The organism is Pseudomonas sp. AK106, assembly GCF_053903055.1.
The window spans coordinates 5162582-5182056 of sequence record NZ_CP096426.1 but is presented as its reverse complement, the minus strand read 5'-3'; the positions used below and the strand labels follow the sequence as shown (position 1 = coordinate 5182056).

The following is a 19475-nucleotide window of genomic DNA, read 5'->3' as shown; positions in this document are numbered from 1 at the left end:
CACAGTGGTGGAATGTGAACATGAACAGGATTCTTTCGATTATCGGCCTGTCGCTAGGGATGGCGATGCTTTCACCGGTTGTCCAGGCGGCTAACCTCAAGACGCTGGATGTCGCCGCATTGCCGGGGGATCGAGTCGAACTGAAACTGTCCTTCGACGGTCCGGTGGCGGCGCCGCGCGGCTACACCACCGAGCAGCCGGCACGAATCGCGCTGGACCTGCCTGGGGTGACCAGCCAACTGGCGATCAAAAGCCGTGACCTGGGTTCAGGCAACGCCCACAGCGTTGTGGTCGTCGAAGCCAAGGACCGCACGCGGGTGATCATCAACCTCACCACGCTCGCGCCCTATAGCTCGCGTGTCGACGGTAACAACCTGTTCGTCGTCGTGGGCCAGGGCGCTGCTGCGGCCCAGGGCTCGCAGCCAAGTACTGCCATGGGCGCGGCGCGAGTGAGTGTGCCGGCCGCGCAATCGGCAAAACCTGTTGCCCGCTCGTACGCGCCAGGCCCACGGTCGGTGAAAAACGTCGACTTCCAGCGCGGCGAGTTGGGTGAAGGCAACGTCATCATTGAGCTGAGCGACACCGGCATTGCCCCGGACATTCAGGAGCAGGGCGGCAAGATCCGCGTCGACTTCGCCAAAACCCAGTTGCCTGAACCCCTGCGCGTACGTCTGGACGTCAAGGATTTCGCGACCCCGGTGCAGTTCGTCAATTCCAGCGCCACGGGTGACAAGGCCAGTATTTCCATCGAGCCGTCCGGCGCGTTCGACTACTCCGCTTACCAGACCGACAACAAGCTGACCATCAGCGTGCGTCCCCTGACCAACGAAGATCAGGAGCGCCGCAACTCGGAGAAACTGGTCTACACCGGCGAGAAACTGTCGCTTAATTTCCAGGACATCGACGTGCGTTCGGTGCTGCAACTGATCGCCGACTTCACCAACCTCAATCTGGTGGCCAGCGACACCGTTCAGGGCGGCATCACCCTTCGCCTGCAAAACGTACCGTGGGATCAGGCGCTGGATCTTGTGCTCAAGACCAAGGGCCTGGACAAGCGCAAGATCGGCAACGTGTTGCTGGTCGGGCCGGCCGACGAAATCGCCGCGCGGGAGCGTCAAGAGCTGGAGTCCCTGAAGCAGATTTCCGAGTTGGCCCCACTGCGTCGCGAGTTGCTGCAGGTTAACTACGCCAAGGCCGCCGACATCGCCAAGCTGTTCCAGTCGGTCACCAGCGCTGAATCGAAGACCGATGAGCGCGGTTCGATTACCGTCGATGAGCGCACCAACAACATCATTGCCTACCAGACTCAGGATCGTCTCGACGAGTTGCGCCGCATCGTGTCGCAACTGGACATTCCGGTGCGCCAGGTGATGATCGAGGCGCGCATCGTCGAAGCCAACGTCGATTACGACAAGTCTCTGGGCGTGCGCTGGGGTGGTTCGAGCAGCAAGGGCAATTTCACCACCGGCGGCAGTGGCACGGTGACAGGCGCCTCGGCGACCAATGGTCCTTACGTCGACATGGGCGTAACCGACGCCACTTCGTCGATCGGCCTGGGCTTCCTGACTAACAACACGATTCTCGATCTCGAACTGACGGCGATGGAGAAGAGCGGCAACGGCGAAGTGGTGTCGCAGCCCAAGGTCGTTACCTCGGACAAGGAAACCGCGAAAATCCTGAAAGGTACGGAAGTGCCGTATCAGGAGGCCAGTTCCAGCGGCGCGACGTCGGTGTCGTTCAAAGAGGCGTCGCTGTCCCTGGAAGTGACCCCGCAGATCACGCCTGACAACCGCATCATCATGGAGGTCAAGGTCACGAAAGATGAGCCTGACTACGTGAACACGGTGCTGGGTGTGCCGCCGATCAAGAAAAACGAAGTGAACGCCAAGGTGCTGGTGGCCGACGGCGAGACCATCGTAATTGGTGGCGTGTTCTCGAATACGCAGAGTAAAGTCGTCGACAAGGTGCCATTTTTAGGCGATGTGCCGTATGTTGGCCGCCTTTTCCGGCGCGATGTGGTTTCGGAGTCAAAATCCGAGCTGTTGGTGTTTCTCACTCCGCGTATCATGAACAACCAGGCGATTGCTGTGAGTCGTTGATTCTGTGCGAAATTTAATTCTTGTGGGGCCGATGGGGGCTGGTAAAAGCACCATCGGCCGCTTGCTGGCCAAAGAGCTTCGACTGCCGTTCAAGGATTCCGACAAGGAAATCGAGCTGCGAACGGGCGCCAATATTCCCTGGATCTTCGACAAGGAAGGCGAGGCGGGTTTTCGTGATCGTGAACAGGCGATGATCGCCGAGCTCTCCGCACTGGACGGCGTAGTCGTGGCAACCGGCGGAGGCGCAGTCATGCGCGAAGAAAATCGCCGCGCCCTGCATGCCGGTGGTCGGGTGGTGTATTTGCACGCTTCCGTTGAGCAGCAGGTGGGCCGGACCTCGCGGGATCGCAATCGCCCATTGTTGCGCACGGCTGACCCGGCCCGGGTGCTGCGCGAACTGCTGGCCATCCGCGATCCGCTGTACCGCGAGATCGCCGATGTCATCATCGAAACCGATGAGCGGCCCCCGCGAATGGTGGTTATCGACATCCTCGCTCTGCTGGCCGAGCTTCCTCCCCGTTAAAGCGCAGACGGAAATGCGCTATCCTCGGCGACCATCAAAAGTGGGGTCGCTACATGGCCTTGCGCCATAGCCGGTGTTGGCGTTTTTCAAGACGTGCACAGGCAACCAATTGTTAACAGCGTGGGGACACATGCAGACACTCAAGGTCGAGCTTGGCGAACGCAGCTACCCGATCCATATCGGCGAAGGCTTGCTGGATCAGCCCGAGTTGCTCAAGCCGTACATTGCCGGTAAACAGGTGGCGATCGTCTCCAACGCCACCGTTGCGCCGCTCTACATGGAACGCCTCACCCGATCCCTCGCCGGTTACAGCGTCTTGCCGATCGTGCTTCCCGACGGTGAAGCCTTCAAGAACTGGGAAACCCTGCAAACCATCTTCGACGCGTTGCTCACCGCACGCCACGACCGCCGCACCACGGTGATTGCGCTGGGCGGAGGCGTTATCGGTGATATGGCCGGCTTTGCGGCTGCCTGTTACCAGCGCGGCGTCGAATTCATTCAAGTGCCGACCACACTGCTCTCCCAGGTTGATTCTTCGGTCGGTGGCAAAACCGGCATCAATCACCCGCTGGGCAAAAACATGGTGGGTGCTTTCTATCAGCCCAATGCGGTGCTGATCGACACGTTGTCGCTGAACACCCTGCCTGAACGCGAACTGTCCGCCGGTCTTGCCGAGGTCATCAAATACGGTTTGATCTGTGACGAACCGTTCCTGACGTGGCTCGAAGAGAACATGGACAAGCTGCGCGGGCTGGATCAGATCACACTGACGAGGGCAATCGAGCGCTCGTGCGCTGCCAAGGCGGCTGTCGTTGGCGCCGATGAGCGCGAGTCTGGTGTGCGTGCCACGCTGAACCTCGGCCACACCTTCGGCCATGCCATCGAAACCCACATGGGTTACGGCGTGTGGCTGCACGGCGAGGCGGTGGCGGCAGGCACGGTGATGGCGCTGGAAATGTCGGCGCGTCTGGGCTGGATCACCGAGCAGGAACGTGACCGCGGCATCCGTATTTTTCAACGCGCCGGCTTGCCGGTGGTTCCGCCGCAAGACATGACGCCCGAGCACTTCCTCGAGCACATGGCGGTGGACAAAAAGGTCATTGACGGTCGTCTGCGCCTGGTGCTGTTGCGTCGCATCGGTGAAGCAGTGGTAACTGACGAATATCCACAAGAAGTACTACAGGCCACACTGGTCGCGAACTACCGCGCCTTGGTGGATCAGCTTAGAGGTTAATGAGAAATCCATGACTAGTTTGCACGCCGATGAGGCCTTCCTCGGTCATTACCAGTTGAGTCATGACCCCTTTGCAACGCGGGTTCCCGGCTTCAAGTTCTTCCCCGCACAGCGCAAGCCCGTGCTGGGCCAGCTGCATCACCTCGCGCGCTACAGCCAGCTGCTGCTGGTCGTGACCGGGCCTCAGGGCAGCGGCAAAACGCTGTTGCGTCAGGCGCTGGTGGCGAGCACCAACAAGCAGTCGGTGCAGAGCGTTGTGGTGTCGGCGCGCGGCGCCGGTGATGCGACGGGCGTGTTGCGCCAGGTTGCTCAGGCGCTGAACGTTGCTCAAGCGGAAATGCGTCCGATCCTGGCGCAAGTCGTGCAGTTGGCGCTGACCGGCCAGGAAGTCTACATCCTGGTGGACGATGCCGAACAACTGGGCGAATCCGCACTCGAAGCGTTGTTGGGATTGGCAGCAGGCACCCCGGAAGGGCGTCCGCATGTCTTCCTGTTCGGCGAGGCTTCGATCATTGATCGCCTGGATCAGCTGTGCGCCGAGAGCGGTACCGAGGAAGAACGCTTCCACGTTATCGAGCTGGCGCCGTATACCGAAGAAGAAACCCGTGAGTATCTGGCTCAGCGTCTCGAAGGCGCAGGGCAGGGTGTTGAGTTGTTCAGCGCCGCGCAGATCACTGATATCCACGAGCAGTCCGGTGGATGGCCAGGCGCGATCAACCAGGTCGCGCGCGATTCGATGATCGAAGCCATGATTGCCAGCCGCTCTGCGGTCAAGCGTCCAAGTATGGGGTTCAAAATGCCTAAGAAACACGTGTTGGCTTTGGGTGGGGTTGTTGTCGCGGCCGTTCTCGCGGCGTGGCTGATTCCAGGCCGCAGCAACGCTCCTGCCACGGCGCCAGCCAACTCTCAGGCTCAACTGCCTCTGGGTCAGGGCCAGGCGCCTGCGCAACAATCGAACAACGGTGGCCCGGCCATCGAGTTCGCCGGTAATTCGCAACCGATGCCGCTGCCCATGAATGGCTCGCAGCCTGCGACCCGCGCGCCGCTGGCTGAAGCTGCGGGCTCGGGCGAGGGTGATGGCGAAGATGGCGGTCCTGCGGCTAATCAATCGCTGCAGCCGCCGACCGTGACCACCACTGCGCCACCGGTGGGCGCGACGGCAAGTCCTGCGCCGACCGTGGCGCAGCAGCCGGTCCCGGCAACGCGTCCGGCCCCGGCCGCCAAGCCGACGCCCGCTCCGGCCCCTGCCGCGAAACCTGCGCCGGCGCCGACCCAGGTGGCCACCGCCAAACCTGCCCCGGCACCGACGGCCAAGCCGGCAGCTGCAGCGTCTGGCGCGGCGGGCAGCGGCTGGTATGCGGGTCAGGCACCGACGCATTACGTGGTGCAGATCCTCGGCACCAGCTCCGAAGCCACCGCTCAGAGCTACGTGAAAGAGCAGGGCGCCGAGTACCGTTACTTCAAGAAAACCCTGCAGGGCAAGCCTCTGTTCGTGGTGACGTACGGCAGCTTCGCAGACCGCAATGCGGCACTGACCGCTATCAAGGCCTTGCCAGAGAAGGTTCAGGCTGGTAAACCTTGGCCTCGTACTGTCGGCAGTATCCAACAGGAACTCGCCGCCGCCCGCTGATGACGCAGGGACCTTATCCAGGTCCCTCGCTTGGCCCTCCCGATATCACGCATGAGCGTGCTGCCAACGAGCAGCGCGCCTTGCGGTGTCTGCGTCTCAGACGCGCATTGATCTTCGGGCTCTCATTGGTCAGACTCGCAAAAAAAGCTCTGGCTAGCACGAGAATCGATATAAAACCTTTCATGAATGCGACATAAATTTGCGACACTTCGTCGTCAAATTTGTGAGGACTTGTGTCGCTGTGTACAATGACCTCCCTTTTGCTCCCGCAAAGCCGGCATACGTTCGGCGTGGATGGTAAATGGTTGAATTGAAAAGAAATTTGCCTCGTTAAGGGGCAGCCTGGTGAGAATGTGTCTATGAAAGCAGGTCTGTACCATCCAGAAGAATTCAAGGATAACTGTGGTTTCGGCCTGATCGCCCATATGCAAGGCGAGCCCAGTCATCACCTGTTGCAGACGGCTATCGAAGCCCTGACCTGCATGACCCACCGTGGTGGTATCAACGCCGACGGCAAGACCGGTGACGGTTGCGGGCTGTTGATGCAAAAACCGGACACCTTCCTGCGTGCAGTGGCCACCGAGCATTTCGGCGTTGACCTGCCGCGTCAGTATTGCGCTGGCATGGTCTTCCTCAATCAGGACGACGCCACGGCCGAAGCGGCCCGCGAAAACATGAACCGTGAAATCCTGGCGGCCGGCCTGACCCTGATCGGCTGGCGCCAGGTGCCGATCGACACCAGCGTGCTGGGTCGTCTGGCCCTTGAGCGTCTGCCGAAGATCGAGCAGGTGTTCATCGGCGGCGAAGGCCTGAGCGACCAGGAATTCGCGATCAAGCTGTTCTGCGCACGTCGTCGCTCCTCGGTGGCCAACGCCGCCGACACTGACCACTACATCTGCAGCTTTTCCCACAAGACCATCATCTACAAAGGCCTGATGATGCCGCGTGACCTCACGGCATTCTTCCCGGACCTCAACGACGAACGCCTGCAAACCGCGATCTGCGTGTTCCACCAGCGCTTTTCGACCAACACCCTGCCGAAATGGCCGCTGGCACAGCCGTTCCGTTTCCTCGCGCACAACGGCGAGATCAACACCATCACCGGTAACCGCAACTGGGCCCAGGCCCGTCGCACCAAGTTCACCAACGACCTGATGGACCTCGACGAGCTGGGCCCGCTGGTCAACCGGGTGGGCTCCGACTCGTCGAGCATGGACAACATGCTCGAGCTGATGGTGACCGGCGGCATCGACCTGTTCCGTGGCGTGCGCATGCTCGTGCCGCCGGCCTGGCAGAACGTCGAGACCATGGACCCGGATCTGCGCGCGTTCTACGAATTCAACTCCATGCACATGGAACCGTGGGACGGCCCGGCCGGCATCGTCATGACCGAAGGGCGTCACGCCGTCTGTCTGCTCGACCGCAACGGCCTGCGCCCTGCGCGCTGGGTCACCACCAAGAACGGCTACATCACCCTCGCGTCGGAAATCGGCGTGTGGAACTACAAGCCGGAAGACGTTATCGCCAAGGGCCGTGTCGGTCCGGGCCAGATCTTCGCCGTGGACACCGAAACCGGGCAGATCCTCGATACCGATGCCATCGACAGCCGTCTGAAGTCGCGCCACCCGTACAAGCAGTGGCTGCGCAAAAACGCCCTGCGTATTCAGGCGACGCTGGAAGACCACGACCACGGTTCGGCGTTCTACAACCCGGATCAGCTCAAGCAGTACATGAAGATGTTCCAGGTCACGTTCGAAGAGCGTGATCAGATCCTTCGCCCACTGGGTGAGCAGGGTCAGGAAGCGGTCGGCTCCATGGGCGATGACACGCCGATGGCGGTCTTGTCGCGTCGTGTCCGCACGCCGTACGACTATTTCCGTCAGCAGTTCGCGCAGGTCACCAACCCGCCGATCGACCCGCTGCGCGAAGCCATCGTCATGTCGCTGGAAGTCTGCCTCGGTGCCGAGCGCAACATTTTCCAGGAATCGCCGGAGCACGCGTCTCGCGTGATCCTCAGCTCGCCGGTCATTTCCCCGGCCAAGTGGCGCTCGCTGATGACCCTGGATCGTCCGGGCTTTGATCGTCAGATCATCGACCTGAACTACGACGAAGCCATGGGCCTGGAAGCGGCCGTGCGCAACATCGCCGATCAGGCTGAAGAGGCCGTGCGTTCGGGCAAGACCCAGATCGTCCTGAGCGACCGCCATATCGCGCCGGGCAAACTGCCGATTCACGCGTCGCTGGCCACCGGTGCGGTGCATCACCGTTTGACCGAAAAAGGCCTGCGCTGCGACAGCAACATCCTGGTCGAGACCGCGACAGCACGCGATCCGCACCATTTCGCTGTGCTGATCGGCTTCGGCGCTTCGGCGGTCTATCCGTTCCTGGCGTACGAAGTGCTGGGCGACCTGATCCGTACCGGCGAAGTGCTGGGCGATCTGTACGAAGTCTTCAAGAACTACCGCAAAGGCATCACCAAAGGCCTGCTGAAGATCCTGTCGAAGATGGGCATCTCGACCGTCGCTTCGTACCGTGGCGCGCAGCTTTTCGAAGCCATTGGCCTGTCGGAAGAAGTCTGCGACCTGAGCTTCCGTGGCGTGCCGAGCCGCATCAAGGGCGCGCGTTTCGTCGATATCGAAGCCGAGCAGAAAGCTCTGGCCTTCGAAGCCTGGAGCGCGCGCAAGCCGATCCAGCAGGGCGGGCTGCTGAAGTTTGTCTACGGTGGCGAATACCACGCCTATAACCCTGATGTGGTGGCGACGCTGCAAGCCGCCGTTCAGCAGGGTGATTACGCTAAATTCAAGGAATACACAGCGCTGGTGGACAACCGTCCGGTGTCGATGATCCGTGACCTGCTCAAGGTCAGAGAGCTCGACACGCCGCTGGGCATCGATGAAATCGAACCGCTTGAAGCCATTTTGAAGCGCTTCGACTCGGCGGGTATCTCGCTGGGCGCGCTGTCGCCGGAAGCCCACGAAGCGCTGGCCGAGGCGATGAACCGTCTGGGCGCGCGCTCCAACTCCGGTGAGGGCGGCGAAGATCCGGCGCGCTACGGCACCATCCGCAGCTCCAAGATCAAACAGATCGCGACCGGCCGTTTTGGCGTAACGCCTGAGTACCTGGTCAACGCCGACGTGCTGCAGATCAAAGTCGCCCAAGGCGCCAAGCCGGGCGAGGGTGGTCAATTGCCGGGCGGCAAGGTCAACGGCCTGATCGCCAAGCTGCGTTACGCAGTGCCGGGCGTGACGCTGATTTCGCCGCCGCCGCACCACGACATCTACTCCATCGAAGACTTGTCGCAGCTGATCTTTGACCTCAAGCAGGTCAATCCGGCCGCGCTGGTCTCGGTCAAACTGGTGGCTGAAGCAGGCGTGGGCACGATTGCGGCCGGTGTGGCCAAGGCCTACGCCGACCTGATCACCATCTCCGGCTATGACGGCGGCACCGGTGCGTCGCCGCTGTCGTCGATCAAATACGCGGGCTCGCCATGGGAAATCGGCCTGGCCGAGACCCACCAGACCCTGCGCGGCAACGACCTGCGCGGCAAGGTCCGGGTACAGACCGACGGCGGCCTGAAAACCGGCCTGGATGTGATCAAGGCAGCCATCCTTGGCGCCGAAAGCTTCGGCTTTGGTACGGCGCCAATGATCGCGCTGGGCTGCAAATACCTGCGCATCTGCCACCTGAACAACTGCGCCACCGGCGTCGCGACCCAGAACGACAAGCTGCGCAAGGACCACTACATCGGCACCGTCGACATGGTGATCAACTTCTTCACCTACGTGGCTGAAGAAACCCGCGAGTGGCTGGCGAAGCTGGGCGTTCGTTCGCTGGAAGAGCTGATCGGGCGTACCGACCTGCTGGACATCCTGCCCGGTGAAACCGCCAAGCAGCAGCATCTCGACCTGACGCCGCTGCTGGGCAGCGACCACATTCCGGCCGACAAACCGCAGTTCAGCCAGGTGGACCGTAACCCGCCGTTCGACAAGGGCCTGCTGGCCGAGAAGATGGTGGAACTGGCGATCTCCGCCATTCAGACCAAGAGCGGCGGCGACTACGAACTGGACATCTGCAACTGCGACCGTTCCATCGGCGCGCGGATTTCCGGCGAAATCGCCAAGCTCCACGGCAACCAGGGCATGAACGATGCGCCGGTGACCTTCCGCTTCAAGGGCACGGCCGGGCAGAGCTTTGGTGTGTGGAACGCCGGCGGCCTGAACATGTACCTGGAAGGCGACGCCAACGACTACGTCGGCAAAGGCATGACCGCTGGCAAGCTGGTGATCGTGCCGCCGAAAGGCAGCCCGTTCAAGACCCAGGACAGCGCCATCATCGGCAACACCTGCCTGTACGGCGCGACCGGCGGCAAGCTGTTCGCGGCGGGCACGGCAGGTGAGCGTTTCGCGGTGCGTAACTCCGGGGCCCACACCGTTGTGGAAGGCACGGGCGATCACTGCTGCGAATACATGACCGGCGGTTTCGTCTGCGTGCTGGGCAAGACCGGCTACAACTTCGGCTCAGGCATGACCGGCGGCTTCGCCTACGTGCTCGACCAGGACAACACCTTCGTTGACCGGGTCAACCACGAACTGGTCGAGATCCAGCGCATCAGCGGCGAAGCGATGGAAGCCTATCGCAGCCATCTGGAGCGCGTGCTGGCCGAATACGTGACCGAAACCGACAGTGAGTGGGGCCGCAATCTCTGGGAAAACCTGGACGACTACCTGCGCCGCTTCTGGCTGGTGAAGCCGAAGGCCGCCAACTTGAAGTCGCTGTTGTCCAGCACCCGCGCGAATCCGCAATAACAGCAGCTGCGAGCGGCAAGCTTCAAGCCGCAAGTTAACGGCAGCGCGCGAGTGCCTGCGAACATGATTTTCTTGCAGCTCCAAGCGTGGCGCTTGGGGCTGTAGTCAGGAGTTCTAACACCATGGCTGAACGTCTCAGTAACGACTTCCAGTTCATCGAAGTCGGGCGTAAAGATCCGAAGAAGAAGCTGCTGCGTCAGCGCAAGAAAGAGTTCGTGGAGATCTACGAACCTTTCAAGCCTCAGCAGTCCGCCGATCAGGCGCACCGTTGCCTGGGTTGCGGCAACCCGTACTGTGAATGGAAATGCCCTGTGCATAACTTCATTCCCAACTGGCTGAAGCTGGTCTCCGAGGGCAACATCCTCGCGGCCGCCGAGCTGTCGCACCAGACCAACACCCTGCCGGAAGTTTGCGGCCGTGTGTGCCCGCAGGATCGTCTGTGCGAGGGCGCGTGCACCCTCAACGACGGCTTCGGCGCGGTGACCATTGGTTCGGTCGAGAAGTACATCACCGATACGGCCTTCGCCATGGGCTGGCGCCCGGACATGTCCCGCGTTGTGCCCAACGGCAAGCGCGTGGCAATCATTGGCGCAGGCCCGGCCGGCCTGGGCTGCGCTGACGTTCTGGTGCGTGGCGGCGTGAAGCCGGTGGTGTTCGACAAGAACCCGGAGATCGGCGGTCTGCTGACCTTCGGTATTCCCGAGTTCAAGCTCGAGAAGAGCGTGCTGAGCAATCGCCGCGAAGTGTTCACCGGCATGGGCATCGAGTTCCGCCTCAACACCGAGATCGGCAAGGACATCACCGTCGAGCAGTTGCTGGAAGAGTACGACGCGGTGTTCATGGGCATGGGCACGTACACGTACATGAAGGGTGGCTTCCCCGGTGAAGACTTGCCGGGCGTGCACGACGCGCTGGATTTCCTGATCGCCAACGTCAACCGCAACATGGGCTTTGAAAAGTCGCCGGAAGATTTCGTCGACATGAAGGGCAAGAAGGTCGTGGTACTGGGCGGCGGTGACACGGCGATGGACTGCAACCGCACGTCGATTCGCCAGGGCGCCAAGTCAGTGACCTGCGCCTATCGTCGCGACGAAGAAAACATGCCGGGCTCGCGCAAGGAAGTGAAGAACGCCAAGGAAGAGGGCGTAAGGTTCCTGTACAACCGTCAGCCCATCGCCATCGTGGGCGAGGATCGGGTCGAAGGCGTGAAAGTCGTCGAAACGCGCCTGGGCGAGCCGGATGCGCGAGGCCGTCGCAGCCCGGAGCCGATTCCGGGTTCCGAAGAGATCATCCCGGCGGATGCCGTGGTCATCGCCTTCGGCTTCCGGCCAAGCCCGGCATTGTGGTTCGATCCGCAGGGTATCCAGGTCGACAGCCAGGGCCGTGTCGTGGCGCCGGAGCAGGGCCAGTTCAAGCACCAGACCAGCAACCCGAAGATCTTCGCCGGCGGCGACATGGTGCGCGGGTCTGATCTGGTGGTAACGGCGATCTTTGAAGGCCGCAACGCGGCTGAAGGGATTCTGGATTATCTGGGCGTCTGATTGACGCAAGCTGCAAGCTGCAAGCTGCAAGCTGCAAGCGCCAAGCGCCAAGCGCCAAGCCACAAGCCAATGGCAGACGCTGATCTGCTTTTACTTGAAGCTTGCCGCTTGCCGCTGAATTGATGCGACAAATCGCCCCGATAAATAAAAGGCACGGCACCGACCGTGCCTTTTATGTTGGTGTCTGAGAAAATGCCCGCACTTTTTTTCCGGATGCCGACATGACTGCCCTGAAGAACGACCGTTTCCTTCGCGCCCTGCTCAAGCAGCCTGTTGACGTCACGCCTGTATGGATGATGCGCCAGGCCGGCCGCTACCTCCCGGAGTACCGCGCCAGTCGCGCCAAGGCCGGAGACTTCATGAGCTTGTGCATGAACCCGGCGTTTGCCTGCGAAGTCACCCTGCAGCCCCTTGAGCGCTATCCGCTCGACGCCGCCATTCTGTTCTCCGACATTCTCACCGTTCCCGATGCCATGGGCCTGGGGCTGTACTTCGAAACCGGCGAAGGTCCGCGCTTCCGCAAAACCGTCACCACCCTGGCTGACATCGAAGCGTTGCCGATCCCTGACGCGCAGAAAGACCTCGGTTACGTCATGGACGCGGTCAGCACCATTCGCCGCGAGCTCAACGGCCGTGTGCCGCTAATCGGGTTCGCCGGCAGCCCGTGGACCCTGGCGACGTATATGGTCGAAGGCGGCTCGTCCAAGGACTTCCGCAAATCCAAGGCCATGCTCTACGACAACCCCCACGCCATGCACTTGCTGCTCGACAAGCTCGCGCAGTCGGTCACGGCGTACCTGAACGGCCAGATTCTGGCAGGCGCCCAGGCGGTGCAGATCTTTGACAGCTGGGGCGGGAGCCTTTCGGCCGCGGCGTATCAGGAATTCTCACTGGCTTACATGCGCAAGATCGTCAACGGCCTGATCCGTGAGCACGACGGGCGCAAAGTTCCGGTCATCCTGTTCACCAAAGGCGGCGGCATGTGGCTGGAAAGCATCGCCGACGCCGGCGCCGATGCGCTGGGCCTGGACTGGACCTGCGACATCGGCGAAGCCCGCCGCCGCGTCGGCAGCAAGGTCGCGCTGCAAGGCAACATGGACCCGACTGTGCTCTACGCCAACCCAAACGCCATCCGCCAGGAAGTCTCGAACATCCTCGCCAGCTACGGCAGCGGCACCGGCCACGTTTTCAACCTTGGCCACGGCATCACCCCCGAAGTCAACCCGGCCAATGCCGGCGCCTTCATCGAAGCGGTGCACGAAATGTCGGCGAAGTATCACCAGTAAGCGCTTTGCAGCTATGAAAACGCCCGGCACATGCCGGGCGTTTTCGTGTGGGGTTCAGGCTGCGGTTAGCTTTGATCGCGAACCGGTAGCGCGTGCAGTCAGTGAAAGCGCCTGTGAACGCAAATGTACAGACTGTGTGAAAACCTAGCCAACCTGCCTCAGATCTAAGAAAATGCCCCGCATCGAAAGATGCGGGGCATTTTCTTATGGCGTACATCCAGGGCGAATCTCGAAACCAGACCAGCCTGTTTCCGGTTTCCATCGACGAAGTCATTCCCGAAGACCATCTTGTCCGAGTCATTGACGCCTATGTTTCGCGCCTGGATCTCAGGGTTCTGGGGTTCGATAAAGCTATTCCCAAGGGCAACGGACGTCCGCCCTACAACCCCGCCGACCTGCTCAAACTCTACATCTACGGCTACTTCCAGCGCATACGGTCTTCGCGCCGGCTTGAGGCTGAGTGCCAACGCAACATCGAAGTCATGTGGCTGCTCAACCGCCTCGCGCCGGACTTCAAAACCATCGCCGACTTCCGCAAAGATAACGCCACTGCGTTCTCCGCAACGTGCCGCGCGTTTGTTCAGTTCTGCCGTTCGGCAGGCCTGGTAAAAGGTGATCTGGTTGCTATTGATGGCAGCAAATTCAAGGCCGTAGCCTCGGCCCGTCGTCACATCAGCACCAAGCACCTCAAGCGCGATCAGGAAAAACTTGATCGCCGGATAGCGAAATATCTGGAGGATTTGGATAGCGCGGATCGCGACGAAAATGAAGAGGTTGTGGATCGAAGCGCTGTTAAAACGGTGCTGGCAAAACTGACCGCCAAGCGGGACGACAACCTGACCTGCCAGGCACTGATGGACGAGCTGCAAATCACGCAATTCATCAGCACCGAAAGCGATGCGCGGATGATGCGAGCCCCGCAGGGCATGGCCGTTGCCTACAACGTGCAGACCGCAGTCGACGCTGAAAACAGCCTGATCGTGCACCACGAAGTCACTCAGGATAGCGACGATCGCAAGCAACTGGAGCCGATGGCAAAAGCGACTCAGGAAGTGCTGGAACAGCCGAATCTGACCGTCACGGCTGATGCTGGATACTCCAGCGGCAAGCACTTCCAAGCCTGCGACGACGCGGGCATCACAGCGTATGTACCGATCAATCGAACCATCAACAGCAAGGTCGAAGAGCCCTCGTTTTTCCGTCGGGAAGACTTCACCTATGATCGGGAAAATGATCGTTATCAATGCCCGACAGGCCATTTGCTGACGCTGGTTCAGTTGAACAAGGGAAAGCGTTTCTACCGCGCCAGCGCTGGCGCTTGTGGATCCTGCGCCCTTAAAAACCAATGCACCAAGACCAAATACCGCTCGATCACACGTCATGCCTATGAAGATGCATTTGAGCGAATGGCGCTGCGAATGCAGGCCCACCCGGAAATCGTCGAGGCTCGACGAAGCATCGTTGAGCACCCGTTTGGCAACCTCAAACAATGGATTTACGGCAATGGCCGGTTCCTGCTTCGCCAGCTCAAAGGTGCGCGAACGGAAATGGCGCTGGCGGTGAACGCCTACAACCTGAAAAGAGCGATCAACGTGCTGGGTGTGCGCCGAATGATGGAGTTACTGGCCTGAGGAAGGTCTTTTTCTTCTCTGTATAAATGGAAAATGCCCCGAGTTGATCGGGGCATTTTTTTTGGTTAGCTGCTGAGTAGCTGGTTTTCACACGGTCTGTGTAGGACCGGCTTTAGCCGGGAAGACGTCAAGCGTCACACCGCAAAATTGACGGCGCACATAAGGGCGTCTTCCCGGCTGAAGCCGGTCCCCCTAGAACAGCGCGCGCATTGCCCAATATGACCCTTGGCTCAAACCTGCACATTCACCGCCAGCGGTTTTACTTTCGCCAGTTTCAGCGCAACGGCGAGGGCGATCAGCAGGAGGGCGCCAATGAAGGCGCCAATGCCGTTCCAGCCGGCGTAGTGCCAGAATACGCCGCCGCCGGTGCCGGCGACGCTGGAGCCTACGTAGTAGCTGAACAGGTACAGCGACGAGGCCTGGCCTTTGGCTTTGATAGCGCGGCGGCCGATCCAGCTGCTGGCGACGGAGTGGGCGCCGAAGAAGCCGAAGGTGAACATCAGCACGCCGACGATCACCACCACCAGCGGGGTGAACAAGGTCAGCGCCACGCCGACGAGCATCAGCACGATCACGGCCCACAGCACATTGCGCCGGCCCAGTTGATCGGCCAGTGCGCCGATCTTCGCCGAGCTGTAGATGCCTGACAGATACACCACCGAAAACAGGCCGACCACGGCCTGGCTCAGGTTGTATGGGTCTGCCAGCAAGCGGTAGCCGATGTAGTTGAACAGCGTCACGAACGCGCCCATCAGCAGGAAGCCTTCGAGAAACAGCCACGGCAGCCCGGCGTCACGGAACTGCAGGACAAAGCCTTCCAGCAGGCTGCGGCCGTTGAGCGGACGGGCGCGGAAATTGCGCGACGGTGGCAGGATTTTCCAGAACACACCGGCTGCGCCCAGCGCGATGATGCCCATGATCAACAGTGCCGTGTGCCAGCTGACGTAATCGCTCAACACCCCGGTGATCACCCGGCCACTCATGCCGCCGATGGCGTTGCCGCCGATATACAGACCCATCGCCAGGCCGATGTGCTGCGGGTGGATCTCTTCGCTGAGATAGGTCATGGCAACGGCGGCAAGTCCGCTCAGCGACAAACCCACGAACGCCCGCGTGATCAGCACGCCTTCCCAGGTCGGCATCAGTGCGCTGGCGATGGTGAAAAGGGCGGCCGAGAACAGCGAGAACACCATCACCGACTTGCGGCCGAGCCGATCTGAGATGGGGCCGGTGATGAGCAACCCGATCGCCAGCATCGCGGTGGACACCGAGAGAATCATGCTGCTCTGGGCGGCGTTGATGGAGAAGTCCCGCGACAGCACCGGCATCATCGGTTGCACGCAGTACAGCAGTGCAAACGTCGCGAAACCGCCAGAAAACAGCGCCAGCACCGTGCGAATGAAAGCGGGCGTGTCCTTCTCGATGTACGTGTCGCCCAACGGGATGGCCGCAGTGGTGAACTCGGCGGACGCAGAAGGGGATGCAGCAGTATTCACGGGTGACCTCAGACGGGAGAGCGGGGAGCAGTGGCAAAAGAATATAGTCGGCTAACGATTGCTTCCAATATATTGTTCGACCTGTTTGATAGGTTTCACGACCTACTGGGATGACCATGGAATTACGACACCTGCGTTACTTCATCGCTGTCGCTGAAGAGCTGCATTTTGGCCGCGCTGCTCAGGCGCTCGGCATCTCGCAACCGCCACTGAGCCAGCAGATTCAGGCGCTGGAGCAAGAGCTCGGTGCGCGTCTGTTTGAGCGAACCAATCGCCGGGTGGAACTGAGCGAAGCGGGCCGGTTGTTCCTCGATGAAGCGCGCTTGGTGCTGGCACAGGTCGAGAAGGCGTCGGACGTCGCTCGGCGTGCACAATTGGGCGAACTGGGCGAGCTGAAGATTGGCTTTACGGCATCCGCACCGTTCACCTCAAGCATCCCGCAGGCCATCTTCGCGTTTCGCCAGCGCTATCCGGCGGTGCACCTGGCACTTCAGGAAATGAGCAGTCGGGAGGTTGCCGAGCGGCTCGAGAACGAGTCGATGCAAGTGGGCATCATGCGGCCCCTGCCGTTGCCGGAGTCGTTGGTCGCCGTGGAGCTGCTGCACGAACCGTTGGTGGCCGTCCTGCGCTCGGACCATCCACTGGCCGAAGGCTAGGAACGCGGCATTCATCTGCGGGAACTGGCCAGTGAGCCGTTTGTGTTCTTCCCGCGCAGTTACGGCAGCGGGCTCTACGCGCAGTTGCTGGATCTGGCGCGGGAGGCGGGTTTCAGCCCGTTGTTCACCCAGGAGGCGGGCGAGGCGATGACCATCATTGGTCTGGTGGCAGCCGGACTGGGCGTGACGGTGCTGCCGGCGTCCTATCAACGCATGCGCATCGAGGGGGTGGTGTACCGGACGCTGCTAGATGCCCAGGCGACGTCAGCGGTGTGGCTGGTGCAACGCAAGGACCAGAAGTCGCCCATGGCCAAGGCGTTTGTCGAGCTGGTGACGCGCAAGGCGGGCTGAACCGAGGCACGGTGTAGAAGCCGAAGGCGTTATTGCAGATGGTCCAGAGTGCAGGGCAACGCCGTCATTTGCTCACCTTGCCCTGGAGTGGAGTGACCACGTATTTCAGTTCGCCGCTCTCCATGCTGATCCGGAACACACCCGCGGAGGCGTAATCGATAAACCAGCGATCGTCCAGGCTGCGACCATAGGGACGCAGCTGCACGCCAGGGTAGTCAAAGCGCACTTCCTCGAGGGACGTCAGGGCGAAAAGCACGGCGGCGAACAGCTCCCTTGCCTCGTGGTTGGGGGGCAGTTGGCTGTCTGCCTTCCAGCGCTCTTCGCGAAGCTGCTGACGCGCCACGGGAGTACCGAGGGTGTCCAGCAACGAGAAGCGCAGGCCGTGGCGCTCCTTCTGAATCGTCATCAGCCACTCTCCGCGCTGACTGGCTTGCTCACGCTGGACCTGCAGCTGCACGGGGAATTTGATGTGAGGTATTTGCGCAGGCAGCGGCGCATGGCTGGCGCAGCCACTGACTAACAGCACGCATAACAGCAACAAAGCGCGAATCATGAAGCTTTACCTTCCAGGTGTGCCGACAATTTGTATTCCCGGGCTTCGAGTCGCCGAAATGACACCGGCTATGGCGCGGCGCCATCACCGAGTGACGGGCATTATCTCGATGCCAGCGCACTGAGGCAAACGTTGAAACAAATAGTGAGTTTAGTGAGGACTACTCTTAGGGGCAGAGCAGTGGCGTCTGACATTATTTTGTAGGTGCAATCAGACTTCTGATGTTCCAGGCTGGGCGCTTGCAGTCAGATTTTTCCGAGAGACTCGCCCTACTCATCGCGATTGCCTAGACTCGGGACCACTCATCGGGTCGCAGGCGATCCTTCACGGCTAGACAGCAACAGGGAGTCTTACATGCGGCGTGTGGTGTTCAATCAGAAGGGCGGCGTTGGCAAATCCAGCATCGCCTGCAATCTGGCGGCTGTCAGTGCTCATGAAGGTTATCGGACGCTGTTGATCGATCTTGATGCCCAGGCCAACTCGACGCAGTACCTGACCGGGCTGACTGGCGACGAGATTCCCATGGGCATCGCCGATTTCTTCAAGCAGACCTTGTCATCCGGGCCTGGGGCTAAAAAGAACCAGGTCGACATCTACGAGACGCCCTTCGACAACCTTCATGTGGTGACCGCTACGGCGGAGCTGGCTGATCTGCAGCCCAAGCTGGAAGCAAAGCACAAGATCAACAAGCTCCGCAAACTGCTGGATGAGCTGAGCGAAGATTACGAGCGCATCTACCTGGACACGCCCCCGGCGCTGAATTTTTACGCGGTGTCGGCGTTGATCGCGGCGGATCGGGTGCTGATTCCGTTCGACTGCGACAGTTTCTCCCGCCAGGCGCTGTACGGGTTGCTCAAGGAAATCGAAGAGCTCAAGGAAGATCACAACGAGGATCTGGAGGTGGAGGGCATTATCGTCAACCAGTTCCAGGCGCGGGCGAGCCTGCCCCAGCAGATCCTTGATGAACTCATCGCGGAAGGGCTGCCGGTGCTGCCGGTTTACCTCACCAGCTCGATCAAGATGCGTGAATCCCACCAGGCCAACATGCCGCTGATCCATCTGGAACCGCGGCATAAGCTGACTCAGCAGTTTATTGAGCTGCATCATTTGCTGGAAACGGGTGCCGGGAATCGCTGACTGACGAGATGCGAGGCAAGATGAAGGCTCAGGTCAGCGGCGCGTGGCTTTCCCGACGGGCTCGGGTCATGTGCTTGGCTCGCTTGCGCGCCTTTTCGGCCATGTCCTTGGGAATGTCGATGGTCGCGTCCATGTCGGCCTGAAGCTGATCCTGGCTGGCGATCAGGCGATGGGTACCTTCCGCGCAGCCGCAGCGCACCGTCTGGCCGTGCGTCGCCACGGCGACGAGTTCGTCGATGAAGGTCGGATTGCCTTGGGCAATGAAGCCGATCTGTGCACACCCCTCGCACCAGACCGGATCGCCCATCCGCGCCAGGCGCCGCTCCTCCCATGTGTGCGAGCCTGAAGCGCTCAACACCACGCCGCCGGTTGTCGTTGAATCGCCCTCTCTGACCACGTATGTCATTGCTAACCACTCCAGGGTGCCGATAGGAATGGCGAAGCCTAGACGCAGAATTCGACGGACTCGGGGCAAAGAAGCGCTTTCAGAACATCCCTACAGCGCTGGCTGTCACGCACTTCGATCGCCGAGG

At 60.9% G+C, this 19475-nt stretch carries 12 protein-coding genes and 1 pseudogene; 10 read left to right on the top strand and 3 right to left on the bottom strand.

The features are described 5' to 3' along the window. Window positions 1-20: 20 nt before the first annotated feature. From pilQ to M1E04_RS22630, 8 genes are all read left to right on the top strand, one after another. Window positions 21-2099 carry a type IV pilus secretin PilQ gene (pilQ, locus tag M1E04_RS22665; protein ID WP_065986738.1) on the top strand — a complete coding sequence of 693 codons (2079 nt, stop codon included), beginning with the start codon at window positions 21-23 and terminating at the stop codon, window positions 2097-2099. 4 nt (window positions 2100-2103) lie between these two features. Further along, a complete protein-coding gene (gene aroK, locus M1E04_RS22660) occupies window positions 2104-2622 on the top strand; it encodes a shikimate kinase AroK (protein WP_065986620.1) in 519 nt (172 codons plus the stop codon). 130 nt (window positions 2623-2752) lie between these two features. Continuing rightward, entirely contained in the window at window positions 2753-3856 is a 1104-nt protein-coding gene (aroB, locus tag M1E04_RS22655) for a 3-dehydroquinate synthase (protein WP_456292082.1), read from the top strand. Between the two features lie 10 nt (window positions 3857-3866). After that, complete coding sequence (locus tag M1E04_RS22650) at window positions 3867-5486, top strand: SPOR domain-containing protein (RefSeq protein ID WP_369318334.1); 1620 nt, start codon at window positions 3867-3869, stop codon at window positions 5484-5486. 359 nt (window positions 5487-5845) lie between these two features. After that, window positions 5846-10291: a glutamate synthase large subunit gene (gene gltB, locus M1E04_RS22645; RefSeq protein ID WP_456292081.1), complete on the top strand. Its 4446-nt coding sequence runs from the start codon at window positions 5846-5848 to the stop codon at window positions 10289-10291. A gap of 122 nt (window positions 10292-10413) precedes the next feature. Beyond that, window positions 10414-11832: an FAD-dependent oxidoreductase gene (locus tag M1E04_RS22640; RefSeq protein ID WP_065986613.1), complete on the top strand. Its 1419-nt coding sequence runs from the start codon at window positions 10414-10416 to the stop codon at window positions 11830-11832. A 221-nt stretch (window positions 11833-12053) separates the two neighbouring features. Beyond that, entirely contained in the window at window positions 12054-13118 is a 1065-nt protein-coding gene (gene hemE, locus M1E04_RS22635; RefSeq protein WP_192130922.1) for a uroporphyrinogen decarboxylase, read from the top strand. Window positions 13119-13324: 206 nt separating this feature from the next. After that, a complete protein-coding gene (locus M1E04_RS22630) occupies window positions 13325-14749 on the top strand; it encodes an IS1182 family transposase (protein WP_456291445.1) in 1425 nt (474 codons plus the stop codon). A 230-nt stretch (window positions 14750-14979) separates the two neighbouring features. Here the strand turns inward: M1E04_RS22630 and M1E04_RS22625 are convergent, their stop codons facing one another. Then, on the bottom strand, window positions 14980-16245 hold the full coding sequence (locus tag M1E04_RS22625) for an MFS transporter (RefSeq protein WP_456292080.1): 1266 nt from the start codon (window positions 16243-16245) through the stop codon (window positions 14980-14982). Between the two features lie 116 nt (window positions 16246-16361). Between M1E04_RS22625 and M1E04_RS22620 the strand changes: the two are divergent. Continuing rightward, window positions 16362-17252 (top strand): annotated as a pseudogene (locus M1E04_RS22620) (LysR substrate-binding domain-containing protein). Window positions 17253-17316: 64 nt separating this feature from the next. Here M1E04_RS22620 and M1E04_RS22615 read toward each other — a convergent pair. Then, on the bottom strand, window positions 17317-17805 hold the full coding sequence (locus tag M1E04_RS22615; protein ID WP_456292079.1) for a DUF3261 domain-containing protein: 489 nt from the start codon (window positions 17803-17805) through the stop codon (window positions 17317-17319). Between the two features lie 354 nt (window positions 17806-18159). Between M1E04_RS22615 and M1E04_RS22610 the strand changes: the two genes are divergently transcribed. Next, a complete protein-coding gene (locus M1E04_RS22610) occupies window positions 18160-18942 on the top strand; it encodes a ParA family protein (protein WP_065986605.1) in 783 nt (260 codons plus the stop codon). Between the two features lie 28 nt (window positions 18943-18970). On the opposite strand, the gene M1E04_RS22605 is transcribed toward M1E04_RS22610, so the two are convergent. Next, window positions 18971-19348, bottom strand: a complete 378-nt coding sequence (locus tag M1E04_RS22605) for a PAAR domain-containing protein (RefSeq protein WP_065986603.1) — start codon at window positions 19346-19348, stop codon at window positions 18971-18973. Between the last annotated feature and the right edge of the window lie 127 nt (window positions 19349-19475).